The organism is Streptomyces sp. F63 (assembly GCF_018070345.1).
In the GTDB taxonomy this organism is placed as follows: domain Bacteria; phylum Actinomycetota; class Actinomycetes; order Streptomycetales; family Streptomycetaceae; genus Streptomyces.
On sequence record NZ_JAGPXX010000012.1, the window covers coordinates 32,896 to 56,568 of the forward strand.

The following is a 23,673-nucleotide window of genomic DNA, read 5'->3' on the forward strand; positions in this document are numbered from 1 at the left end:
GGGAGGGCGCCCTTCGCTTCCGGAAGGTTCCCATGCCGCTTCACCCGTCGTCCGCCGTTTCCTCCGCCCGCCCCTCCCCGCTGCCCTCCCCGCCCGCCGGTACCCCGTGGCGTTCCGCGGCCACCGCCGCCGTCGTCGCCCGGCTGCGCGCCGCCGGCTGCGTCTTCGCCGAGGAGGAGGCGCGCCTGCTGATCTCCGCGGCGCCCGGCCCCGACCGGCTCACGGTCCTGGTGGACCGGCGCGCCGGCGGTCTGCCCCTCGAACACGTCCTCGGCTGGGCCGAGTTCTGCGGTATGCGCATCGCCGTGGAGCCCGGTGTCTTCGTTCCCCGCCGCCGCACGGAGTTCCTCGTCCGGCGTGCGGCGGCGCTCCGCCCGTCGGACGGCGACGCCGGCCCCGCCGCTCCGGCGCCGGTGGTCGTCGATCTGTGCTGCGGCTCGGGCGCCGTCGGCGCGGCCCTGGCGGAGGCGCTGGGGCGGGTGGAGCTGTACGCCGTCGACATCGACCCGGCCGCCGTGCGGTGCGCCCGCCGCAACCTCGCCCCCGCCGGAGGCCGGGTCTACGAGGGCGACCTCTACCGGCCGCTGCCCGGCCGGCTGCGCGGCCGGGTCGAGATCCTGGTGGCCAACACGCCCTATGTGCCCACCGGTGCGATCGGGCTGCTGCCGCCGGAGGCCCGCGACCACGAACCGCGCATCGCGCTCGACGGAGGCGCCGACGGGCTGGAGATCCAGCGGCGGGTGACCGCCGGCGCCGCCCGCTGGCTGGCGCCCGGCGGGCGCCTGCTGATCGAGACCGGCGAGCGGCAGGCGCCGGAGACCGCCTCGGCCTTCGCCGGCGCCGGCCTGATACCCCGCGTCGACCACTCCGAGGACCTGGACGCCACCGTCGTCACCGGCACCCGGCCTCCCCTCGGACCGGCCGGGCCGCGTCGCCCGGACCGGTCCGGGCACCGCCGCCTATAGTCGTCCGGTGGCGCTCTTCCGCATCACCCGCCGTACGCCGCTGCCCGCCGAGGAGGCCTGGCGGCGGGTCACCGACTGGGAGCGGCACGCGGACCACGTGCCGCTGACGCGCATCACGGTCAGCCCGCCGCCGCCCGCACCGACCCGCCGCGGCACCGTCGTCACGGCCCGCACCGGTGCCGGGCGGGCCGCGTTCGCGGACCCCATGGAGGTCGTTCTCTGGGAGCCGCCCGGGAACGGCCGCCCGGGCCGCTGCCGGTTGGAGAAACGCGGCCGCGTCGTGACGGGCTGGGCCGGGATCGAGGTCCGCGCCCGCGGCACCGGCTCGGAGGTGCTCTGGAGCGAGGAGCTGAGCATCACCGGGCTGCCGCGGCTCCTCGACCGCCCGGCGGCGCCGGCCGGCCGGCTGCTCTTCGGCCGTGTCCTCGCCCGGCTGCTGGCCGCCGGCTGACGTCCGCCCGTGCGGACGGCGGCTGCGCGCACCCTCCGGCGTTCCCGGGGCAGAAGAGAAACCGACCGGACCGCCGAGCCCTCGCCGGAGGGCAGTGAGGAGAAGGAACCGTGCCCGTCACCTTCCGGAAGAGTTTCCGCATCCTGCCCGGAGTGCGGCTGAACCTCAACCGCCGCTCCCTGTCGGTCACGTTCGGCTCGGGAAAGGGCCCCAGGCGGACGTACAGCACCACCGGACGCACCACCACCAGCCATGACCTGCCGGGCCCCTTCGGCTATCGCAGGACCACGGGGCGGGGCGGGCGCTGATCCGCGCGGCGCCCGCCCCGGCCAGGGCGGGCCGCGGAGGAGGAGGGCGCGGGGCCGGCGACCGGGAGGACCGCCTCGCCGGCCTCGCGCCGGGGGGCTCCGCGCCGGGGGGCTCCGTGGCGGGCAGGCCGCGGGAGGGCGGGCCGGAGCGGGGCGGCGGAGAGAACCGCTCGCAGGTCAGCCCCGTTCGCCGTACCGGACGGTGACCTTCTCGAAGCCGAGCGAGGTCAGCAGCCCGCGGAGCATCGCGGTGGTGTTCTTCTCGGCACGCTCCGCCAGCTCGCTCTCCTCGGCGGCCTCGGCGATGTGCCGCACCGCGAGCCGGTTGACGGCGCGTTCGTCGTTCGGGTTGTCGGAGAAGAGATCGCCGAGCCGGTTCAGCAGCCCGCGCTGCTTCGAGACGGCATGGGAACGGTCGGCGTCCAGGGCGGGCTTCCCCAGCCGCGCGTGGGGAAGCCGGAGGGTGGCCTCGGTGCGCTCCTCGTCGACGACGACGCTGCGCTCACCGAGGCTTCCGAGGTCCACGTACGCACTGACGCTGCCGGTACCGATGTAGAGCGTCCTGGTGCCGCGGATGGAGTCCGGCAGATACTTGGTGTCCTTCTCCAGATCGACGACGACCTGGAAGTTGCCGGAGGCGCCCTCGTAGCGGCTCATGTCCCGGATGGACTCCAGCAGGGCCGGACCGGACCGGTCGTGCGTCTCCTCCCCGAAGAGGCCGTCCAGGTCCGGGATGACGTCGGCCCTGACCGCGAGGGTGAACAGCAGCAGCAGCGCCGCGAGCCCGGCGGCCGCCCCGGCCCACCACGGGAAGCGGCGGGACCGGCCGGGCGGGGCCGGGGGAGCGGACTGGGTCTCGCTGGGTGCGACCACGATGAGCCTCCCGGGGACGCGGACTTGTTATGGACCTGACGCCCGTATGCCCGGGCGGCGCGGCACGCAGTCGTGGCGGGGCGCGCCCGGTGGGTGCACGGGAAGCATGGGCCGCCTCCTCTGCGCCCCCGTGGTCCGGCGTCCGGCATCCGTACCGCCGCAGGACGCCGGCTCGCACCCGTGTCGGCGTCCCGCCGGTCACCGCCCGGTCCGTCAACTCCTCGCTCAGCAGGGCCCATTGGTCCCGGTGGCCTTCCCCGTTCGGCACTGTTGCCGGGCCGGTGCGACCCGGCAGCCTGGTTCCGCGGCCTTGGGGGGCCGGCACGAGGGGGGAACGAGGGGGGTAGAAAAGGGGGGAGAGGGGCGGCCCGGCAGAGTGTCCCCGGGCCGTCCCCGTCGCGTCCGGACCGGCCGGGGCCACCCCGGCCGGGTCCCCGGGCCCGGCCGCCACACACCACACGGGCGCGTCGACGCCGGCGGCAATGCGTTCCTCCCGCGCGCCGCGGCGTCCAGCGGATCCGCGCGCGCCCGCCCCGCGGTGGATGCATCACCGCCCGTCGCGGTCCGTCCGCCGCCACCTCACTTTCCCCGAGGAGGGTCGGGACCCATGTCCTCACCTACGACGTCACCCGCGTCCTCGTCACCGCGCCCGCCGGCCTCCCCCCTGGCCCCGCCCGCGCCCCCGCCCGCGGGCATCGCGCCTCCGGGGAGCGCCGGCACCTCCCGCCGCCGGCAGGTCCTGGCCGCCTCGGCGGCCGTCCTGGCGCTCACCGCCGCCGGTGCCACGGGCAGCGCCTCCGCCGCGGGGCAGTCCGCCGCGGGGCAGTCCTCCGCGGCACGGCCCGCCGCGGCCTGCGACGCCTCCGGCTTCTGCGAGGACTTCGAATCGCAGACCGGTACGGCGCCCGCCGGCCGCTGGACCGCCGGCGCCGCCAACTGCACCGGCAGCGGCACCGCGACGGTGGACTCCGGCACCGCGCACACCGGGAGCAAGTCGCTCCGGATCGACGGCAGGGCCGGCTACTGCAACCACATCTTCGCCGCCACCCCGCTGACCGAGGTGGCGGGAAGCTCCGCGCTGCACGTCCGCTTCTGGGTGCGGCACACCACCGCGCTGCCCGCCGCCCATGTGACGTTCGCGGCCATGAAGGACGCCAACGACGGCGGCAAGGACCTCCGGATGGGCGGCCAGAACGGCGCCCTCCAGTGGAACCGCGAATCCGACGACGCGACCCTGCCGGAGCAGAGCCCGGTCGGGGTGTCCAAGAGCATGCCCCTGCCCGTGAACGAATGGACCTGCGTCGAGTACGGCATCGAGGGCTCCACCCTGGAGACCCGGGTGAACGGCTCGGTCGTCGAAGGGCTCGTCATCGACGGCACGCCCACCCACGACATCGACCGGCAGTGGCTGAACAAGCCGGGCTGGCGCCCCTCCCTCACCGACCTGCGGCTCGGCTGGGAGAGTTACGGCAACGGGGACGACACCCTCTGGTACGACGACATCGCCGTCGGCACCGCGCCGATCGGCTGCTGACCCCGAACAGCGGACGGAACCCCCGACGGTGCCGTCCGCGGTGCCCCCGGGCCCCGCGCCGCGCGCGGGTCCGGGCGGCCGCCGGGCCGGCGGAACCTTCCCTTCCCTGGCGGTCCTTCTGTTCCGTGGGTAGTCTGAAACCGCTTCCAGTGCGCTGCCGGCGAGGCGTCGCCCGCGGTCACCGGAATCGGACGGCGTCAGTGGGGGTGGGGGAGTGCTCAGCACGCAGCAGCCAACCGGCACGGCCTGCCGCGGCCGGCCGCGGGTTCGCGGTGGTTCCGCGCAACCCGCCCCCGCGCCGCGGCGGAGCCCCGCAATCCCGCACCGCGCGGCCCCCGCGGGCCGCCGGGCGCGCGCCGTCCGAGCAGCCGCCCTCAGCGCGGCCCCCCGCGCGCGGCGCGGGGGGCGGGAAACACTGCCACACGCGGAGAGCCGGTGACTGAATCAGCGGGGGCCCAGCCCCTGGGACGACCGGGCCCGAACGCGAGCCCCACGCTCGAACAGGTCGCGCGGGCCGCCGGGGTCTCCCGCGCCACGGCCTCCCGGGCGATCAACGGCCTGCCCTACGTCAGCGAGAAGGCCCGGGAGCAAGTGGCCCACGCGGTCGAGGTGCTGGGCTACCGCGCGAACCAGGTCGCCCGGTCGCTGGCCACCAGGAGAACCGGCTCCATCGCCCTGGTGATGTCCGAGCCCGGCAACTTCGTGCTCAGCGACCCCTTCTTCGCCCGGGTGCTGCGCGGTATCTACAGCGGCCTCTCCGGCAGCCAGCTCCAGCTGGTGCTGCTGATGACCAACGAGCAGGACGAGGACGGCTTCGCCCGCTACCTCTGCGGCGGTCACGTCGACGGCGCGCTCGTCGTCAGCCTGCACGGCGAGGACCCGCTGCCCAGCCTGCTGGTCGAAGCGGGCCTGCCCGTGGTCCTCGGCGGCCGGCCGCTGGTCCGGGTCGACGCCCCGTACGTCGACGTGGACAACTTCAACGGCGCCTGCCTGGCGGCCCGTCACCTCATCGACACCGGACGGACCAGGGTGGCCACCATCGCCGGCCCGGCCGACATGGCGGTCGGCATGGACCGGCTCAGCGGCTGGCGCCGCGGCATGGCCGGCACGGGCTTCCCGACCGACGCGGTCGCGCACGGCGATTTCACGGTCGAGGGCGGGGCGGCCGCGATGCGGCGGCTCCTGGAGTCCCATCCGGACCTCGACGCCGTCTTCGCGGCCTCGGACCTGATGGCCGTCGGCGCCCTGCAGGCGTTGCAGGCCGCGGGGCGGCGCATCCCGGAGGACGTCGCGGTCGTCGGCTTCGACAACCTCGACATCGCGGCCACCGCCTCCCCGCCGCTGACCACCGTCCGGCAGCCGATCGAGGAGTTCGGCCGCACCATGACCTGGCGGCTGCTCGCCCAGCTGTCCGGCGAGGCCGGCCTGCCGCCGTCGATCCTGCTGCAGACGGAACTGGTGCGCCGGGACTCGGCCTGACCCCTCGCGGCGCGGCGCGGCGCGTCCGGCCCGGGCGCGGGCCCGGCCGGGGCCGGCACCCGGTCCGGCACCCGGGGGGACGCGCCGGGCGGGCGCACCGGTGCGGCGCTCCGCGGCCCGGGCGGTAACCTCCCACCCGGACGCGCGAGGTGACGACCGGACGGGTGTGATGCGGGAGCGGCGCGCCGCGGTCCGCCCGGGTGCCCGCCGTGCGGCCGCAGTTCCGGCCGCGTGGCCCGGCCCCGGGGCCGTCCGTCGTGTGCCCCGCGTCGGCACGGCGGGGAAACGGGCGCGTTGACCTCTCGTTCAGCGAACGTTGATCCACCGGATGCAGCATGACCGGCATGCTGATCGATTTCATCGGGCCGGCGGAGCACGCTTCCGGCTGGCGGGAGCGCGCGCTGTGCGCGCAGACCGGGCCCGACTTCTTCTTTCCGGTTCCCGGCGGCTCCACCCGGGAGGCCAAGCAGGTCTGCCGGGCGTGCGAGGGACGCGTGGAGTGCCTGGAGTACGCCCTGGAGAACGACGAGCGGTTCGGCGTCTGGGGAGGTCTGTCCGAGAAGGAGCGGCGTCGGCTGCGCAGGGCGCGCAGAAGCGCGAGCGGCACGTCCTGACGTGACGGCCGCGGCCCGCACCGGCGGCAGGGGACGGGGCCGGCGCGGACCGCGGCACCGATTTTGCGCCCGGGCCGGTAACGCGTAGAGTCGGGTCCATCGACGCGGGGTGGAGCAGCTCGGTAGCTCGCTGGGCTCATAACCCAGAGGTCGCAGGTTCAAATCCTGTCCCCGCTACGGAACGCCGGGCCCGGTGCGCAAGCGCGCCGGGCCCGGCTTGTTGCCGTCAGGGTGGCCGCGGGTCACCGCTGCCGGGCCCCGGCCGGGGCCCGGGTCCGGCAGCGGCCGCCGCCGTCAGGAGGCCGCGCGGGCGGCGCGGCGGGCGAGCAGGGCCTCGCGGCGCTCGTCGAACTTCCTGGCCTGCGCGTCGAGGCCGCCCATGTAAAGGCCCAGCTCCTCCTGGGCCTTGAGCCCCTCGGGGCCGAGCCCGGAGATCTCCAGCACCTTCAGGAAGCGCAGCACCGGCTGGAGCACGTCGTCGTGGTGGATGCGGAGGTTGTAGATGCCGCCGATGGCCATCTGCGCGGCGGCCCGCTCGAACCCCGGCATTCCGTGGCCGGGCATCCGGAAGTTGACGACGACGTCGCGGACGGCCGCCATGGTCTGGTCCGGAGCCAGCTCGAACGCCTTGCCGAGCAGATTGCGGTAGAAGACCATGTGCAGGTTCTCGTCGGTGGCGATCCGGGAGAGCATGCGGTCGCAGACCGGGTCACCGGAGTGGTGGCCGGTGTTGCGGTGCGAGATCCGGGTGGCGAGCTCCTGGAAGGCGACGTACGCGACGGAGTGCAGCATGCTGTGCCGGTTGTCGGACTCGAACCCCTCCGACATGTGCGCCATGCGGAACTCCTCCAGCTGCACCGGGTCCACGGCCCGGGAGGTCAGCAGGTAGTCCCGCATCACGATGCCGTGCCGGCCCTCCTCCGCGGTCCAGCGGTGCACCCAGGTGCCCCAGGCGCCGTCGCGGCCGAAGAGGGAGGCGATCTCGTGGTGGTAGCTGGGGAGGTTGTCCTCGGTGAGCAGGTTGACCACGAGGGCGATCCGGCCGATGTCGCTGACCTTGGACTGCTCCGGGGCCCAGGCCTCGCCGCCCAGCGGGCCGTCGAAGTTGCGGCCGTCGCTCCACGGCACGTACTCGTGCGGCATCCAGTCCTTGGCGGCCTTGAGGTGCCGGTTGAGTTCGTCCTCGACGACCTCCTCCAGCGCGTACAGCAGCTTGGCGTCGCTCCACCCCTCGGAGCCGGCGAGGGAGGCGGGGGTCTGGGTCACAACGAGCTCCTGGAAACGTGCGGATCACCTACGGCTCCGTAGGTTACGAGACCGTAGGTTAAGCACTGGGGAGCGCCCGGGACCAGGGGGGTGGGGCTAATCACGAGGTACCTCCCGCAATGTCGGGTGCGGGCCGGGCCGGGGCGGGCACCGGACGCTCCGGGCCCGGATGCCTCCCGGAAGCCCGGAAGCCCGGAAGCCCGGAAGCCCGGAAGCCCGGCGGCCCGGAAGCCCGGAAGCCCGGCGGCCCCGGCACCCCCCTTCCGCTCACACGTCCTCCGGCGCCACCTCCGCCAGTTCGCCGTCCAGCCGGAGCCAGCGGGTGATGCCCAGCCCCCGCAGGAACGGCAGGTCGTGAGCGGCCACGATCAGCGCCCCCTCGTACGACTCCAGCGCCGCCGTGAGCTGCTCGACGCCGGACAGGTCGAGGTTGTTGGCCGGCTCGTCCAGCAGCAGCAACTGGGGCGCGGGCTCGGCCAGCATCAGCGCCGCCAGCGTGGCCCGGAAGCGCTCTCCGCCGGAGAGGGTGCCGGCCGGCTGGTCGGCGCGGGCACCGCGGAAGAGGAAGCGTGCGAGCCGGGCCCGGATCCGGTTGCCGGTGGCCGAGGGGGCGTACCGGGCGACGTTCTCGGCGACGCTCAGCCGGTCGTCGAGCAGATCCAGCCGCTGGGGCAGATACCTCGACTGCACCTCGGCCCGCACCTCGCCGGCCAGCGGCTCCAGCTCGCCCGCGATCGTCCGCAGCAGTGTGGACTTGCCGGCGCCGTTCCTTCCGGTCAGGGCGATCCGCTCGGGACCGCGCACGGTGAACTCCGGTACCCGCGCGCCGTAGCGGAGCCGCACCTCCCGCAGGGCCAGCACGGTGCGGCCCGGCGGGACGGCGGTGTGCGGCAGGTCGACGCGGATCTCGGCGTCGTCCCGCACGGCGCCGGCGGCCTCCTCCAGCCGCTCCCGCGCGCTCTCCAGCCGCGCCGTGTGGGTGCCGCGGTGCTTGGCGGCGGAGACCTGCTGCGCGCGCTTGCGGGTGTTCATGACGATCCTGGGCTCGCGCTTGTTCTCGTACATCGTGCGGCCGTAGCGGACCCGGCGCGCCAGCTTCTCCTGAGCCTCCGCCAGCTCCCGTTTCTGCCGCCTGACCTCGGCCTCCGCGGCGCGCACCGACCGCCGGGCCGCCTCCTGTCCGGTCGCCAGCGCCTCCCGGTAGGCGGAGAAGCCACCGCCGTACCAGTGGACCCCGCCGTCGCGCAGATCACCGATCCGGTCCACCAGCTCCAGCAGTTCGCGGTCGTGGCCGGCGATGATCAGCACGCCCCGCCAGGAGGCCACGGCCTCGTACAGCCGGTGGCGGGCGGCCAGGTCGAGGTGGTTGGTCGGCTCGTCGAGCAGCAGGACCCCGGGCCGCCGCAGCAGCAGGGCCGCCAGCCGCAGCAGCACCGACTCCCCGCCGGAGAGCTCCCCCACGGTACGGTCCAGGCCGATGTGGCCCAGGCCGAGCTGGTCCAGAGTGGCCAGCGCCCGCTCCTCGATGTCCCAGTCGTCGCCGACGGCGGCGAAGTGCTCCTCGCCCGGGTCGCCGGCCTCGATGGCGCGCAGGGCCGCCCGGGGGACGGCGATGCCGAGCGCCTCGTCGGCGCGCAGCGCGGTGTCGAGCGTGAGGTTCTGCGGCAGGTAGCCGGTCTCGCCGGCGACCCGCACCGTGCCGGCGGTGGGCGTCAGTTCACCGGCGATCAGGCGGATCAGGGTGGACTTGCCGGAGCCGTTGAGCCCGACGATGCCGGTGCGGCCGGGTCCCACGGCCAGATCGAGGCCGTCCAGGACGACGGTGCCGTCCGGCCAGGTGAAGGAGAGGTCGGAGCAGGTGACGGAGAGATCGGACGGTGCCATGCGGGCCTCCTGGGGCGCCGTGGTGCGCGGGGTGCGCGGGGTGCGGGGCATCGGGAGGAGACACCGGGAATGCCGCGGCGGAAGAGGGGCACCAGAGAACAACCGGAGAAGAAGCCCCGGTCGGGACGGACGGCTCGGTGCCGAGGTCGCACAACGGCCCACGCCGGGGCCGGCCTTCCGGCCGGGGCGTGGCACACGGTGTCCCATGACCTCAGACGAGCAACGCCTTCTCCATCCACCGACGACAGGGCCGGTTGCCACCGTAGGGATGCGGCCGGGCGCAGGCAACGGCATTTCCGCCCGTGCGGCCGGGGTGCTCGCCGCCGCACCGGCCGCCCGATCCACAGGAGGCCGATGTGACCCCGGTGACCCGCGGTCCCCGTTCCGCTCGCTCGCTCGCCGCCCGGCTCTGCCTGCTCGCCCGGGACCCGGGCGCCGTCCGTCCCGGGGGCGGCGGCCCGGGCGTCGCGGGCGGCCCGGGCGGGCGGGCGGCGGGACCGCCGGCGCCGCTGGTGCGGGCCGGGGCCCTGACGGAACTCGCCCGGCGCGGGCTGCTCACCGACGACGGCGGAGCCGTCACACCGGACCTCGACGCCCGGACGGGGGACCCGGCACTCGACGACCTGCTGGAGCTGATCACCGAGTCCCCGCCGCACGGCTGGCGGGACTGGGTCACCCGGCACGCCGGGACCACTCTGGACGCCGTCCAGTCCGGGCTCGCGGACGAGGGCGTCCTGCGCGTGGTGTCCCGGCGGTGGCTCGGTCTGCTGCCGCCCAGGGACTACGCCCTGGTGGACGAGGACGCGGCGCGGGCGCTCGGAGCCCGGGCGTGGCAGGTGCTGCACGGCCGGGAACCGGTCGCGCGGGTGGCGCCGGAGGACGCGGCGCTGGCCGTCCTGGCCGCGGCGGCCGGGCTGAGGGGCGTGGCGTCCGCGGAGGACGGGGCCGCCCGGGGGCGGCGGACCGGTGAACTGGCGCGGCGCGCGGGCCAGTGCGGCCCGGCCGGAGGGCCGGCCGCGGTGGGGCCCGTCCGGGCTGTCGCGGAGGTGCGGGCCGGGCTCGCCGCGGCCGTCTCCGCCCCGGCGGAGACGCCGGTGGCGTCGGCCGCGGGCGGCTGACGGGCCGGCCGTTCGCGTGCCCGGGTGGCGTCCGGCCGTGCCGGCGCCGCCCGGCCACGTCCCCCGTGGCCGCGCCCGTCGTGCCGGGGCCGTATGCCGCTCTGCGGCGCGGTCAGGCCTCCCGCAGCAGCGCCGCCAGGTCGCCGTCGAGGTCGAGGTGGAGTTCTTCGCGGCCGAACGGGACCAGGGCGTACGTCTGCTCCAGGAAGCGCCGTACGTCGGCGCTGTCCATCCGGACCAGCGCCGTCCCGGCGGCGGCGTGGAACTCCAGCACCGTCACCAGCGGCCCGAACGGCCGCACGTGCACATCCCCGTCCCCGACCGGCTCCAGCAGCCCGGCGGCCAGCAGGTCCCGGGAGAAGACCCAGGTCACGTCCGCGCCGGCGAGGGACGCGCGCGGCGGGAAACAGGCACGGACGGCGAGCGGATCGTCGCGCCGGTAGCGCAGCGCCGCGGGAACGTCCATCACCCGCCCGTCGGACGTGATGAGGCCGGCCTGGACGGCTCGGTCGATGACAGGGGACAACTCCTGCCTCCTGAGAGGTGTTCGGAACAAGGCTGACACTCTCTATGACGATCCGGCGCCCCTCTCCGTGTGCGGATCGGCAACGTGACATCTGTCACTCCGCCGCCTCGCACGCCGTGCCGCGCATGACCGCAGCGGCGGAGGGAACCCGGCTCACCCGGGTGTGTCCACGGGGACGGACGGTCACCGGGACGAGGACGAGGAGGCCCCGAACATGGCGACCGGAGCGACGACGACCGCTGCCACCACCGGCCGCACCGGTGCCGGGAACACCGCGGCCCCGGCGGGCGGACCGGAGCTGCCCGCGCCGCGCGGCGACCTGTCGGCGGCCGTGGCCGCCCTGCTCACCGGCGGCCCCCGGGACCTGCCCGGCGCACCGGCCGTCACCGCGGCCGACCCGTACGGCGACGACCTCCAGCTCGCCCTGTACCTCGCCTACGAGCTGCACTACCGGGGGTTCGCCGGGGTCGCCGGCCACTGGGAGTGGGACCCGGACCTGCTCCGCCTCCGGCGGGCCCTGGAGGAGCGCTTCCTGACCGCCCTGCGCGCGGACACGCCCCGCCCGGAGAGCGCCGCCGCGGCCCTGGATGCCCTGCTGGCCGAACCCGTGGACGGGGACGGCGTCAGCCGCCGCCTCCAGGACTCGGGGGAGCTCTGGCAGTTGCGCGAATACACCGCGCAGCGCTCGCTCTACCACCTCAAGGAGGCCGACCCGCACGCCTGGGTCATCCCGCGCCTGCAGGGCCGGGCGAAAGCCGCCATGGCCGCCGTCGAGTTCGACGAGTTCGGCGGGGGACGTGCCGAACGGGTGCACGCCCGGCTCTTCGCCGAGCTGATGACCGACCTGGGCCTCGACCCCGCCTACGGCCGCTACCTGGACGTCACTCCCGCGCCGATGCTCGCCGTGGTCAACCAGATGTCCCTGTTCGGCCTCCACCGGGCGCTGCGCGGAGCGCTGGTGGGCCACTTCGCCGCCGTCGAGATCACCTCCTCGCCCGGTTCCCGCCGGCTGGCCACGGCACTCGAACGGGCGGGCGCCGGCCCGGCCGCCGTGCACTTCTACGCCGAGCACGTCGAGGCGGACGCGGTGCACGAGCAGATCGTGCGCCGGGACGTCGTCGGCGGCCTGCTGGAGCAGGAACCCGGCCTGGACGCGGACGTGGGCTTCGGGGCCGCCTCGACGGAGTTCCTGGAGGACCGGCTCGGCGGCCATCTGCTGGCGGCCTGGGGAGAGGGCCGCACCTCCCTGCGGAAGCCGCTCCCCGCGCCGCCCGTGCCGGCGCCCGCCTGAGCGTCCGCGCGCCCGGCCGGCGCCCCGCCCGGCCGGGGGCCGGCCAACCGGCGGGCCACGGCCGGACCCTGCGGCGGAAGCGGAAGCGGAAGCGGAAGCGGAAGCGGAAGCGGCAGCGGCGGCGGAGCCGGGGCGGACCGGCGGGGGCGGAGAGGAGGGGCGGCGCACCGGTCCGCCCGGCGAGGACGGAAGGGGCACGCCGCTCCGCCGGGCAGGACGGAAGGGGCATGCCGGAGACCGGTCGCCGGGTCCCCCGTCGTCCCGGGCCCGCTTCTCAGGGTCTGCCCTGAGGCGCGGCCGGCCGGGGTCTCGTAGATTCGTCCTCGCCGTTCACGAACCGGTTCCGCGGCGCGGACCGGGTGCCGTGCCGGCGGGTACGCCGGGGTCACGGGGACCGGCGTGACCGCGCGGGCACGCCCCGCCGCCGCTGCCGGAAGCGACGGCCGGTGCCGGGGCGGGGGCCGGCACCGGCCGGTCGCCCCGCCTCGCGGGCGGCGCGGTCCGGGCGTCCGGGTCCGCCGCCGGGGAGGGAGGGGGAGGAGGTCACTGCCGCAGATAGGCCAGTACGGCCAGGACCCGGCGGTGGTCCGTCTGGCTCGGCTCCAGCCGGAGCTTGGTGAAGACGTTGCGCACATGTGTCTCGACCGTCTTCGCCCCCACGCCGAGGCTCTGCGTGATGGCCTCGTTCGAACGGCCCTCGGCCATGAGGGCCAGCACCTCCCGTTCGCGGCCGGTGAGGTCGTCCAGGCCGCCGCCCACCCGCCGCCGCCGGAACAGCCGTTCGACCACCAGCGGGTCCATGACCGACTCGCCGCGCGCCACCCGCCCCAGGGCGTCGGTCAGCCGGCCGATGTCGGCGACGCGGTCCTTGAGGAGATAGCCGAAGCCCTTCGGGTTCCGTGCCAGCGCGTCGAGGGCCGGGCCGGTCTCGATGTACTGGGAGAGGACCAGCACGCCCGTGCCGGGATGGCGTTCGCGGATCTCGCGGGCCGCGCGCAGCCCCTCGTCCGTGTGGGTCGGCGGCATCCGGATGTCCACGACCACCGCGTGCGGCCGCTGCGCGGCGACGAGCGGCAGGAGGTCCTCGGCGTCTCCCGCCAGGCCCGTCACGGTGAGACCCGCTTCGCCGAGGAGGCGGGCCAGGCCCTCCCTCAGGATCACCGAGTCCTCGGCGATGATCACGCGCATGGCAGCTCCGCCCGTATCCGGGTCCCGCTCCCCGCGGGACTGTCGACGCGCAGCGTCCCGCCCACGGCCGCCAGCCGGTCCGCCAGGCCCCGCAGACCGCTGCCGCCCCCGGGATCGGCTCCGCCGACCCCGTCGTCCGTCACCTCCACCACCAGACGCCCGGCGGCGGACTCCACGGTCACCCCGACCGCCCGCGCCCGCGCGTGCTTGGCGGCGTTGGACAGCGCCTCGCAGACGGTGAAGTACGCGGTCGACTCGGCCAGCGGCGGAAAGCGTCCCGGTGTCACCGAGACCACCACCGGGACGGCCGACTCCTCGGCGAGCCCCGTCACCGCCGCGCCGAGCCCCTCGCGGACCAGCACGGCCGGGTGGATGCCGCGGGCGATGCCCCGCAGATCGTCCAGCGCCTTGCGCAGGGTCCGGTCGGCCTCGGCCACCGTGCCGCGCAGCCCGGCGCCGTCACCGCCGCGCGCCAGGCCGGCGTCCACCTGGCGCAGCGCCATCAGGGCGAACACCAGCCGGGTCTGCGCCCCGTCGTGCAGATCGCGCTCCAGCCGCCGCCGCTCCCGGTCGGCGGACTCGATGAGCCGGGTGTGGGCGGCCCTGGCCTCCTCGGCGCGCCGGGTGACCTCGGCGCGCAGCCTGGTGTTCTCCAGGCAGAGCCGCACGGAGGCGGCCACCGCCGCCAGCAGCCCCGGATCCTCCCGGAGCGCGGCGTCGTGGACGAGCACGGCCAGCGGCTCGCCGCGGCCCTCGACGACCGTGGCCGCCCGCCCGGAGTCCGGGCCGGGCACGCGCACCGGGCGCCCGTCCGGGCCGGTGTACGCGCCGGCGGGGGCCCCGGCTCCCGCGGCCGGGGCCGTGCCGGCGCCCGTACCGTCCGTCCACAGTCCGATCCGCAGTGACGGGTCCCCCAGCACCCGCGCCACCGCGTCCTGCAGTCCGCGCGGCGTGGGATCGGCGCCGACCTGGATGACGAGATGGCCGACGGCCGCGCGCCGCAGCCGCATCCGCAGCAGACCGGCGAGGAAGGCGGCCGGTACGGACACCTGGCTGAGATCCGACAGCAGCACGACCGCTCCCGCGCCCACGAGCCCGCCCGACGGGAGGGCGTACAGCGCCTCCCAGAACACGAAGGCGATGGCGACCAGGACCGAGATCCAGACGGGCAGCAGGACGCGGCGGCGCGCCGGGGCGCTCGCGCGCCAGCGGCGCACCAGCGTGGCGACGCAGACCAGCGTGATCACCACACCGGCCCAGCGGTACCCGAGGTCGACGGCCGTGAACACCCCCGGAGGGGCGCCCGTGAACAGCGCGTTGGGGCCGCAGCCGGCGCACGACAGATACGAGGCGCCGGGGTGCACGGCCGGATCGAAGACGGCGGCGCGCAGCAGACCGCCCACGGCGACCAGGCCGTAACCGGAGACCACCACCCACCGGGCCAGGCGCGTGGTCAGCCGGCCGTCGGGAAAGGCGAGCAGCAGATGGGCCAGGACGGCCATGTTGAGCGCCTCGAACCAGGCACCGACGGCGAACAGCGCCGGCACGCCGCTCCCCTGGAGGTTGCCGATGAACCAGGTCACTCCCTCGGCCAGCATGAGCCGCCCGGTGGGGTTGGCCGGACGGCGCCACCACGCGACGAGGCCCGCCGCCGCGAAGGACCAGCCCACGGCGAGGTCCCGCGCCACATCGGTGCCCGTGGCGCCGGAACGGGCGTAGGCCCAGCCGCCCACCGCGCCGGCCGCCAGGGAGAGCCCCGCGTACAGCAGCAGCCGTCTCCGCGGCGCATCCCGGCCCGGTGCGGCAGGGCCCCTCCCACGGAACACCGCGACTCTCCTCTCCCCGGCGCCCGCCCCCTCACTGCCCGCCGCCGGGCCGGGCACGGGACGTCCCGGCCGGGGTCCGCGGAGGCGGCCAGGGGGAGGACGCGCGCGGCAGCGCCGGGTGACGGGAAGACGCAAACACGAACGCCGATCCGCCCTGGAGCGGAGGCTTTCCCGGCAGCCGAGCGCGCCGGGCCGCTCGGAAGCGTACCGGGGGCTTCCGGTCCGGCGCCGGGAAGGTGCCGGGAAGGCGCCGGGGAGGTGCCGGGGAGGTGCCGGGGCCGGACAGGACGGCGGGTGCCGGAGCGGCGGTACCGGTCCGCCGGCTCAGGGCGACGCGCAGATCCGGCGGAAGACGCGGGCGTGTGCCCGCGACCAGTCGCCGGTCGTCGCGACCGGGAGGCTGGAGAACTTCACCACCACGATGCCGGCCGCCGGATCGATCCACAGGTACTGGCCGTAGATGCCGGTCGCGTAGACGCTGCCGTGGTCGTCCCCGGTCACCCACCAGTGATTGCGGTAGGAGCCGCGGGGGTGGATGCCCTGGAAGACGGTGCCCCGGGCGGCCCGGCGATCACCCCCGGCGGCCGTGGCGGCCAGCCACCCGGCCGGGACCACCGGGCGGCCGCCCACGAGCCCGTGGTCCAGGACGAGCCTGCCGACCGCGGCGAGGTCCCTCGCGGTCGTCGCCATACCGCCGTTGGCGAAGGCGAAGCCCGCGGGATCCACGGTCATCTGCGCGTCGTCCGCCACCGGCAGGTGCTGCCACAGCCGCCGGGAGAGCAGGTCGGCGTAGCGGATTCCCGTCACCCGTTCCGCCACCCAGGCGAGGACGTCGGTGGCCGCCGAACAGTACTGGAAGCGCTCCCCGTGCCGGCCGGAGGCCCGCAGGGAGGACAGCAGCTCGAAGGCGTTCTCCGGGTCGCCGGCCAGCCTCGGCCGCCAGCCCGCCAGACGGTCCTGCAGCCGCACGTGGGAGGCGGGGTCGTGGTAGTCCTCGCTGTACTCCACCGCGACGGTCATGTCGAGGATCTGCTGAAGCGTCGCGGTGCCGAAGGCCGACCCGGTGAGCTCCGGTACGTAGCCGGCCGCCGGCTCAGCGGGATCGAGCAGTCCGTCGCCGGCCAGTTGACCGATGAGCAGCCCGCACAGCGACTTGGAAACCGACATCAGCAGATGTCTGCGGCGCGGGTCCATGGCGCCCCGGTAGCTCTCGTAGCGGACTCCGGACCGGTCGCTGACCACGAACGCGTCCGCGAACGACGCGGCGAGGAAGTCCTCGAGGGGCACCTCGGTGCCGCCGAAGGGCACCGGAAGCCGGCCGAGGCCGGAGTCCCCGGCCGCCCCGGGAACCGTCTCCGGGAGAGCCGCGGGACCGGCCCGGCGGACGGTCGCGGTCGGCACGATCTCCTCCGCGTGGGCGAAGGCCCACCGGCTGAACGGCGCGTCCTGCCAGTTGTCCAGCGTGATGGGCCACGGACGGCCGCCGTCCACACGGACCCGGCCGTCGCCGGACGGGTGGTCCACCGCGGGCCCGGTGTCCTTGGTGCTGGTCACGCTGAACTCCTCTTCGTGAGCGAACTCGGCTCCGCGGCCAAGTGGCAGGCGATGTCGCGGCCCGCGGCGGGCCGCAGCAGGGGTGCGGTGGTGGCGCAGGCGTCCCGGGGGTCCGTGCGCGCCGCCCCGCACCGCGGGCGGAAGGCGCAGCCGTCACCGGACGCGGCCGGATCGCCGGCGGCCGGCTCCGGGGGACCGGCGGCGAGCAGCCGTTCGCGGCCCTGTCCGGGAATGGCGTCCAGCAGGGTGCGGGTGTACGGGTGGGCGGGCGCGCCGAGGACCTCGCGGGCCGGGCCGTGCTCGACGAGGCGCCCCCGGTACATGACGCCGACGGTGTCGCTCATGTGGCGGACCACATCGAGGTCGTGGGAGATCAGCAGGTAGGTCAGGCCGTGCTCCCGCTTCAGCTCCAGCAGCAGGTTGAGGATCTGGGCCTGCACCGAGACGTCCAGCGCGGACGTCGGCTCGTCGAGGACGAGCAGCCGGGGCCGGGTCGCCAGGGCGCGGGCGATACCGACCCGCTGGCACTGGCCGCCGGAGAGTTCGTGCGGCAGCCGGCCCGCGTGGCCGCTGCCGAGTCCCACCTGGTCCAGCAGTCCGGCGACGCGCCGCTCGATCTCCGGGCGGGGCAGGCCGTGCAGCCGGAGGGGCTCCGCGATGCTCGCCGCGGCGGTGCGCCGGGGGTTGAGCGCGGCCACCGGATTCTGGAAGACCATGGCCGCGCTGCGCCGCAGGGCGCGCAGTGTGCCGCCCCGCGCCCCGCCGACGTCGACGCCGCCGAGGACGGAGCCGCCCGAGGTGGGCCGGATCAGTCCGAGGGCGGCCCTGGCCAGGGTGCTCTTGCCGGAGCCGGACTCGCCGACCAGGCCGAAGACGGTTTTCTCGGCCACGGTCAGGCTGACGTCCCGCACGGCGTGGGTGACCTGCCGTCCGCGGGCGCCGCGTACGGCGAAGTCGACGGTGAGGCCGCGCAGTTCGAGCAGTGCCGGGGTCACGGGGCCGTCTCCGTGAGTGCTGTCGTCTCCGCGAAGCATGCGACCTCCTGGTGGGTTCCCACGGCGGTGAGCCGCGGTTCCGTGTGCCGGCAGGCGTCCATGACCACCGGGCAGCGGGCGGCGAAGGCACAGCCGGGCAGGGCCGCCGGGTCGTTCGGCACGGTTCCGGGAATGGCGGTCAGCGGCCGTCCCGGGGCGCCCCGGCCCGGCAGCGCACCGATCAGGCCCCGGGTGTAGGGGTGCTTCGGGGCGCTCAGCACCTCGGTCGTCCTGCCCCGCTCGACGACCCGGCCGGCGTACATCACGGCGGTCGTGTCGCAGACGTCGGCGACCACGCCGAGATTGTGGGTGATCAGAAGGACGGTGAATCCCAGCTCCGCCTGGAGTTCCAGGACGAGCCGCAGGATCTGCCGGGCGACCGTCACGTCGAGCGCGGTGGTCGGCTCGTCGAGGATGAGCAGGCGGGGGCCGCTGATCAGCGCCATGGCGATCATGGCCCGCTGCAGCATGCCTCCGGACAGCTCGTGCGGGTAGGCGGCGGCGACCCGGCGCGGGTCCGGCAGCCCCACCCGGCCCAGGTGGTCGAGGGCCAGTGCCCCGGCCCGGCGGCGGTCCGCGCCCAGGTGCCTGCGGGCGACCATCCCGAGCTGGTGGCCGATGGTGAACAGGGGGTTGAGGGCCGTTCCCGGGTTCTGGAAGACCAGCGAGATGGAGCCACCGCGCAGGGCGGCGCGCTCGTGCGGGGGCAGGGTGGTGAGTTCGCGGCCGTCGAAGCGGATGCTGCCGGTGAGCGTGGCCCGGTCGGGCAGCAGCCCGAGGACTGCCCGGCCGGTGAGCGTCTTGCCGCATCCGGTCTCACCGACGATGCCGAGGGTCTCCCCGGCCGCCGCTTCGAGGCTCACGCCCCGCACCGGCTGGCTCGGCGGCATGCCGGGCCGCGGGAAGGCCACGGTGAGGTCCGTCACTTCCAGCAGTGTGCTCATGTGCGTACCGACTTGGGGTCGAGGAGGTCCCGGAGGGAGTCTCCGAGCAGGTTGAAGCCGAGCACCGTCACGAAGATGGCCAGGCCCGGGAAGGTGGATATCCACCACTGGTCGAAGATCGTGCCGCGCCCCGCGGCGACCATCAGCCCCCAGTCGGGACTGGGCTGCTGGGCGCCGAGCCCGAGGAAGGCGAGGGAGCCCGCGGCGAGGATGACCGACCCGAGATCGACGGTGATCTGCACCAGGATCGGGCCGGCGCAGTTGCGGACGACATGGCGGCGGAGGATGGTCCGGACCGGTACGCCCATGGAGCGTGCGGCCTCGACGAACGGCCGGTCGCGCAGCGAGCGGGCCTCCGCGCGTACCAGCCGGGCGTACCACGGCCACCAGACGACGGCGAGCGCGATGCCGGCGTTGAGCAGGCCGGGGCCCAGCAGGGCCACGGTGACCATGGCCAGCAGCAGAGGGGGGAAGGACTGGAAGAGTTCGGTGATCCGGGAGATCACCTGGTCCGCCCAGCCGCCGCGGTAGCCGGCCAGGGCGCCGAGCGGCACCCCGATCAGGGCCGCGGCCAGGACGACGGCGAGTGAGACCAGCAGGGCGGGCTGGGCCCCGAAGACGATCCGGGAGAGGATGTCACGGCCGAGCTCGTCCGTGCCGAACAGGTGGGCGGAGCCGGGTGCGAGGTTGCGGGCCGCGACGTTCGCCGTGCCGCGTCCTTCCTCCGGGTACGGGGCGACGAGCGGGCCGATGAGGGAGAGCAGCACCAGCCCCGTGACCAGCAGTACTCCCGCGGCGCCGAAGAGGTCGCGGCGGGCCAGGCGGAGCAGTCTGCGCCCGGTCCCGGGCGGAGCGGCGGAAGCGGCGGCCGGAGAGGCGGTGCCGGGGACGGTCCTCATGACGGCCTCACTCTGGGGTCGATCTTCGCCTGGAGGAGGTCCACGGCGGCGTTGGTGCCGAGGTAGCCGACGGCCCCCAGCAGCGTGATGGCCATGATCGCCGGGTAGTCGACGGCCAGCATGGCCTCGGTGGCGAACTGGCCGATACCCGGCCAGTTGAAGACGATCTCCACGAAGAACGTCCCGGTGAGCGAGTAGGCGGTCGCCATGCCCAGCACCGTCAGCGCCGGTGAGGCGGCGTTACGCAGGGCCAGGGACCAGACCACGGTCGACTCCCGCAGGCCGAACGCCCGGGCGGCGGTGACGTGGTCCTGTGCGAGCACCTCGATCATCGCTCCGCGGGTCATCCGGGCCACCAGGCCCAGCGGGTAGGCGGCCAGGGTGACGGCCGGGAGGACGAGGTGGGCCAGGCCGTCACCGAGGGCTGTCCAGTTGCCGGTGAGCAGGCTGTCCAGCAGCGGCAGACCGGTGACGGCACGGACCGGGTCGGTGAACTTCAGCGTGTTGCTGAAGGCTCCGGTGGCGGGCAGCAGGTGCAGCCGGTCGACGAAGAGCAGCTGCAGCAGAAGGCCGAGCCAGAAAGCCGGCACGGAGACGCCGCCGATGGACAGCAGCCGCACCAGGCCGTCGACGCGGCCGCCCGGCCGCCGGGCGGCGATCACACCGAGGACGGTGCCGGCCACCGCGGCGACGAGCATGGCCGTGAAGATCAGCTCCAGGGTGGACGGCAGCCGGGAGGCGATCTCGTCGAGCACCGGACGCTTGGTCGCCAGTGAGTTACCCCAGTCGCCGCGCACCAGCGAGGTGAGGTACTTCCAGTACTGCACCGGAAGTGGCTCGTCCAGTCCGAGGTCGGCGCGGAGGCGGGCGGCCTGGGCCGCGGTCGCCTTGGGGCCGATGTAGGCCAGGGCCGGGTCGCTGGGAAGCACCCGCGCCAGGACGAAGGTCACCATGGTGAGGCTGAGCAGGACCGTCCCCGAGGAGGCCGCCAGCCGGGTGAGGTGTCGGAGCATGTCCGGTTCTCCACTCGTTCTCTCGGTGGGTGCTCCGGCGGCGGGCCGCCGCCGGAGCACGGTCCGGTTCACGCACCGGCGGACTTCATCGGGCGGAAGAACACCGTGAAGGGGTAGTTCTCGTTGAAGGCGAAGCCCTTGACCTTCTTGGGCACGACGTAGACGGCCTTGGCGTCGTAGAGGGACAGTCCCGGTGCCTGGTCGTACAGGATGTCCATGGCCTCCCCGTAGACCTTCCCGGCCTTGGCCGGGTCGGTTCCGGTCAGGGTGCCGGCCTTGTCGACCAGCCGGTCGTACTTCGCGTTCTTCCAGTAGCTCAGGTTGAAGAACGGCTTCTCGCTGCTGTGGTAGAGCGAGTACAGGTTGTCCGAACCGGCGTCGCTGTAGGTGGGCCAGTAGTAGAGGACGAAGATGTCCTGGGCCTTGGCGGGGTCGGCCTTGGCTGTCGCCCACTGCTGGTTGAACAGCTTCGAGGTGACGTTCACCGTCACGCCGACCTTGGCGTAGGCGTCCTTGATCAGCGGAACGAACCGCGCCTCGGCCTGGTTCTCGGAGGCATAGGTCAGGTCGAGGGTGAAGCCGCCCCCGGGATGGCCGGCCTCGGCCAGCAGCTTCCTGGCCTTCTCCAGATCCTGGGTGTACGCCGGCGCGGCGGGGTCGTGGGGGAAGAGGCCCGTGGGGACCGGCCCGTGCGCGGGGGTGCCGTATCCCTGGGCGCCGACGGCGATGATGTCGTCGTAGGGCGTCGCGTACGACAGGGCCCGGCGGACCTTGGGGTTGTCCAGTGGCTTGCGGGTGGTGTTGAAGAAGGCCACGAAATTGAACGGCGAGGGGTAGTCGAGCACCGAGTAGTCGGGGTTCTCGGAGTACTTCTTCACGTTCTGCAGGGGGAACGAGGTGGTGAAGTCGACCTCGCCGGAGGTCAGCATCTGCTGCGCCGTGACGGCGTCCGGGGTGATCTGCACGTCCACCGTCTTGTACGACGGCTGGTGCGCGCGGTCCCAGTGCCCGGCGTAGCGGTCGAGCACCACTTCCTTGCCGGGGGTGTACGAGGAGATCCGGTAGGGCCCCGTGCCTCCGTCGAGGCCCTTCTTCTCGTAGTAGCCCTTGCTCTTCGCGGCCGCGGCCAGGGCTTTGGGGGAGACGATCCAGGCGCCGTAGGTCGAGGAGACGATCCGCTCCATGGGGGCCGCGTAACCGAGACGCATGACCACGGTCGAGGGATCCGGTGTGTCGATCGAGTCGAGTGGTGCCCAGATGAAGGAGGCGCCGCCGTCCTTCTTGGCGGCCAGGATGCTCTTCTTGACCGCGGCGGCGTCCACCTTCCCACCGTCGTGGAAGGTGACTCCCTTGCGGATGGTGAAGGTCCAGGTCTTGGCGTCCGCCGACGTGCGCCACGATTCGGCTATCGCCGGGGTGTACTCCTCGGCGGACCCGGCGGGGTTCTTCCACAGCAGCGGCTCGTAGACGTTGCCCAGGTACATCGCTTCGGTGGAGAACGACTTGACGGGGTCCAGGGTGGTGACGGCGGCCGACGACGACACGGTGAGCACGCTGCCGGCCTGCCCGGCCGATGCGGTGCAACCGCTCAGGGCCAGGGCCGCGGCCGCGGTCAGGGCCGCGGCCGGCAGGCCGGGGCGTCGGGTGGGGAAGCGTCTGGGATGCACGGGGGCACCTCCGGGAGAATGACTGCCGGACGGGGGAGAGGGGGGAGAACTGCGAGAGGTGGAGATCCGGCCGCAGAGGCGGCGTTTCGGACAGTGTTGACCTGCGGTGTATAACTTGCAAATACTTGTCCCCCGTAGTCCCCATGCCTGGGAGGCATAGTGGAGCTGCGCGTCCTGGAGTACTTCCTCTCGGTCGTCGACCTCGGTTCCGTCACCGCCGCCTCCCAGGAGGTGCACGTCACCCAGCCCTCCCTGTCCCGGCAGATCCGTCAGCTGGAACGCGAGCTCGGGCTGACGCTCTTCCGCCGCGGGGAGGGCGCCCTGCGGCTCACCCCCGCCGGCCGGGCGTTCCTCCCCGTCGCCCGGGACCTGATCGCCCGCAGCCGGCTGGCCAGGGACACCGCCCGGTCCATGGCCTCCGGCGCCGGTATCCCGCTGACCGTCATCGCGCCGCCCACCACGGTCACCGACGTGGTCGCCCCGTTCGTCGTCGCCAGCGGCCCGGCCGGGCAGATCGTGGACGTGGTGGAGGCCTCGCCGCACGGCGTGTACGCGGCACTGACCATCGGTCAGGCCGACTTCGCCATCGGCACGAGACCGCCCGGGTCCGACCTGGAGTACACCGTTCTGGGCCAGGCCCCCGTCTGGGCCCAGATGGCCCCGGACCACCCCTGGGCCGGCCGTGAGCACGTGGACCTGTCCGACATCAGCACCGGCCGTGTGATCGTGATGGACGAACTGCACGGGGTGCGCCGTGTCCTGGACGAGGCGGCAGCCAGGGCAGGGCTCGGCTACGACGCGGCCTACGTCGCCCGGGCACCGGCCGTCGCGCAGGCCCTGGCGGCGGCCGGCAAGGGCGTCTGCATCCTCTCCGACGACCCCCGCTTCGGCCTGCGGTCGCTGCCGATCCGGCTCACCGACGGGCCGCTGCACGTCACCCTCTTCGGCGCCTGGGACCCCACCCACTACGCGGCCTCACAAATCCGCGCCTGCCTGGACGACCTCGCCGGGTTCTGCCGCGGCCTCTTCGCCGCCGTCGGCTGACTCCTTCCCGGGCAGGCAGGACGAGTTGTCCCCGTCCCCGTCCCCGTCCCCGTCCCCGGCGGCCGGCGGGACCGGCGACACGGCCCGGTCCGCTGAGCGCGGCCGTCCCCCGGCGGGCGCGCGCCGGCCGGGCCCGCCCCGCATGCCCCGCGCGCCCGGCACGCCCGGCACGCCCCGCTCCGGGAGGTTCCATGG

The 23,673-nt window shown here is 74.8% G+C and carries 21 protein-coding genes and 1 tRNA gene; 10 read left to right on the forward strand and 12 right to left on the reverse strand.

Going from position 1 to position 23,673, the window contains the following annotated elements; all coding sequences use genetic code 11:
- Positions 1-32: 32 nt before the first annotated feature.
- From KBZ10_RS14955 to KBZ10_RS14965, 3 genes are all read left to right on the forward strand, one after another.
- On the forward strand, positions 33-965 hold the full coding sequence (locus KBZ10_RS14955) for a putative protein N(5)-glutamine methyltransferase (protein WP_210988125.1): 933 nt from the start codon (positions 33-35) through the stop codon (positions 963-965).
- Between the two features lie 7 nt (positions 966-972).
- Positions 973-1,416 (forward strand): SRPBCC family protein, encoded by a 444-nt coding sequence (locus tag KBZ10_RS14960; protein ID WP_210988126.1) that lies wholly within the window; start codon positions 973-975, stop codon positions 1,414-1,416.
- Between the two features lie 110 nt (positions 1,417-1,526).
- Positions 1,527-1,724: a DUF4236 domain-containing protein gene (locus tag KBZ10_RS14965; RefSeq protein ID WP_210988127.1), complete on the forward strand. Its 198-nt coding sequence runs from the start codon at positions 1,527-1,529 to the stop codon at positions 1,722-1,724.
- Between the two features lie 177 nt (positions 1,725-1,901).
- Here KBZ10_RS14965 and KBZ10_RS14970 read toward each other — a convergent pair whose 3' ends face one another.
- A complete protein-coding gene (locus KBZ10_RS14970) occupies positions 1,902-2,597 on the reverse strand; it encodes a DUF4230 domain-containing protein (protein WP_210988128.1) in 696 nt (231 codons plus the stop codon).
- Between the two features lie 607 nt (positions 2,598-3,204).
- On the opposite strand from KBZ10_RS14970, the gene KBZ10_RS14975 reads away from it, so the two are divergent.
- From KBZ10_RS14975 to KBZ10_RS14990, 4 genes are all read left to right on the forward strand, one after another.
- The gene (locus KBZ10_RS14975) at positions 3,205-4,131 is read left to right on the forward strand and encodes a hydrolase (protein ID WP_247702405.1); all 927 of its coding nucleotides are present in this window, start codon (positions 3,205-3,207) and stop codon (positions 4,129-4,131) included.
- A gap of 435 nt (positions 4,132-4,566) precedes the next feature.
- Positions 4,567-5,610 (forward strand): LacI family DNA-binding transcriptional regulator, encoded by a 1,044-nt coding sequence (locus tag KBZ10_RS14980; RefSeq protein ID WP_307847439.1) that lies wholly within the window; start codon positions 4,567-4,569, stop codon positions 5,608-5,610.
- 335 nt (positions 5,611-5,945) lie between these two features.
- Complete coding sequence (locus tag KBZ10_RS14985) at positions 5,946-6,224, forward strand: WhiB family transcriptional regulator (RefSeq protein ID WP_374223356.1); 279 nt, start codon at positions 5,946-5,948, stop codon at positions 6,222-6,224.
- A gap of 103 nt (positions 6,225-6,327) precedes the next feature.
- Positions 6,328-6,401, forward strand: a tRNA-Met gene (locus KBZ10_RS14990).
- A 117-nt stretch (positions 6,402-6,518) separates the two neighbouring features.
- Here the strand turns inward: KBZ10_RS14990 and KBZ10_RS14995 are convergent.
- Complete coding sequence (locus KBZ10_RS14995; protein WP_210988130.1) at positions 6,519-7,490, reverse strand: acyl-ACP desaturase; 972 nt, start codon at positions 7,488-7,490, stop codon at positions 6,519-6,521.
- Between the two features lie 267 nt (positions 7,491-7,757).
- Positions 7,758-9,374, reverse strand: a complete 1,617-nt coding sequence (locus KBZ10_RS15000; RefSeq protein ID WP_210988131.1) for an ABC-F family ATP-binding cassette domain-containing protein — start codon at positions 9,372-9,374, stop codon at positions 7,758-7,760.
- 356 nt (positions 9,375-9,730) lie between these two features.
- Between KBZ10_RS15000 and KBZ10_RS15005 the strand changes: the two genes are divergently transcribed.
- Positions 9,731-10,492 (forward strand): GPP34 family phosphoprotein, encoded by a 762-nt coding sequence (locus KBZ10_RS15005; protein ID WP_307847440.1) that lies wholly within the window; start codon positions 9,731-9,733, stop codon positions 10,490-10,492.
- A 112-nt stretch (positions 10,493-10,604) separates the two neighbouring features.
- Here the strand turns inward: KBZ10_RS15005 and KBZ10_RS15010 are convergent, their stop codons facing one another.
- Positions 10,605-11,018, reverse strand: a complete 414-nt coding sequence (locus KBZ10_RS15010; protein ID WP_210988132.1) for an SsgA family sporulation/cell division regulator — start codon at positions 11,016-11,018, stop codon at positions 10,605-10,607.
- A gap of 214 nt (positions 11,019-11,232) precedes the next feature.
- Between KBZ10_RS15010 and KBZ10_RS15015 the strand changes: the two genes are divergently transcribed.
- Entirely contained in the window at positions 11,233-12,309 is a 1,077-nt protein-coding gene (locus KBZ10_RS15015; protein WP_210988133.1) for an iron-containing redox enzyme family protein, read from the forward strand.
- Positions 12,310-12,852: 543 nt separating this feature from the next.
- Here KBZ10_RS15015 and KBZ10_RS15020 read toward each other — a convergent pair.
- The 8 genes from KBZ10_RS15020 to KBZ10_RS15055 all read right to left on the reverse strand — a co-directional run bounded on the left by KBZ10_RS15020 (position 12,853) and on the right by KBZ10_RS15055 (position 22,434).
- Positions 12,853-13,497, reverse strand: a complete 645-nt coding sequence (locus KBZ10_RS15020) for a response regulator transcription factor (protein ID WP_210988134.1) — start codon at positions 13,495-13,497, stop codon at positions 12,853-12,855.
- The gene (locus tag KBZ10_RS15025) at positions 13,488-15,323 is read right to left on the reverse strand and encodes an ATP-binding protein (protein WP_307847442.1); all 1,836 of its coding nucleotides are present in this window, start codon (positions 15,321-15,323) and stop codon (positions 13,488-13,490) included. Before KBZ10_RS15025 ends, KBZ10_RS15020 begins: the two co-directional genes overlap by 10 nt.
- A 324-nt stretch (positions 15,324-15,647) precedes the next feature.
- A complete protein-coding gene (locus KBZ10_RS15030; protein WP_210988135.1) occupies positions 15,648-16,877 on the reverse strand; it encodes a serine hydrolase in 1,230 nt (409 codons plus the stop codon).
- A complete protein-coding gene (locus tag KBZ10_RS15035; protein ID WP_210988136.1) occupies positions 16,874-17,872 on the reverse strand; it encodes an oligopeptide/dipeptide ABC transporter ATP-binding protein in 999 nt (332 codons plus the stop codon). The genes KBZ10_RS15030 and KBZ10_RS15035 overlap by 4 nt, the downstream gene beginning before the upstream one ends.
- Positions 17,869-18,855 (reverse strand): ABC transporter ATP-binding protein, encoded by a 987-nt coding sequence (locus tag KBZ10_RS15040; RefSeq protein WP_210988137.1) that lies wholly within the window; start codon positions 18,853-18,855, stop codon positions 17,869-17,871. The genes KBZ10_RS15035 and KBZ10_RS15040 overlap by 4 nt, the downstream gene beginning before the upstream one ends.
- Positions 18,852-19,754, reverse strand: coding sequence for an ABC transporter permease (locus KBZ10_RS15045; protein WP_210988138.1), 903 nt, complete (start codon positions 19,752-19,754; stop codon positions 18,852-18,854). The genes KBZ10_RS15040 and KBZ10_RS15045 overlap by 4 nt, the downstream gene beginning before the upstream one ends.
- Positions 19,751-20,767 (reverse strand): ABC transporter permease, encoded by a 1,017-nt coding sequence (locus KBZ10_RS15050; protein WP_210988139.1) that lies wholly within the window; start codon positions 20,765-20,767, stop codon positions 19,751-19,753. The genes KBZ10_RS15045 and KBZ10_RS15050 overlap by 4 nt, the downstream gene beginning before the upstream one ends.
- Before the next feature lie 68 nt (positions 20,768-20,835).
- Complete coding sequence (locus tag KBZ10_RS15055) at positions 20,836-22,434, reverse strand: ABC transporter substrate-binding protein (RefSeq protein ID WP_210988140.1); 1,599 nt, start codon at positions 22,432-22,434, stop codon at positions 20,836-20,838.
- Between the two features lie 159 nt (positions 22,435-22,593).
- On the opposite strand from KBZ10_RS15055, the gene KBZ10_RS15060 reads away from it, so the two are divergent.
- A complete protein-coding gene (locus KBZ10_RS15060; RefSeq protein WP_210988141.1) occupies positions 22,594-23,478 on the forward strand; it encodes a LysR family transcriptional regulator in 885 nt (294 codons plus the stop codon).
- The last annotated feature ends 195 nt before the right edge of the window (positions 23,479-23,673 follow it).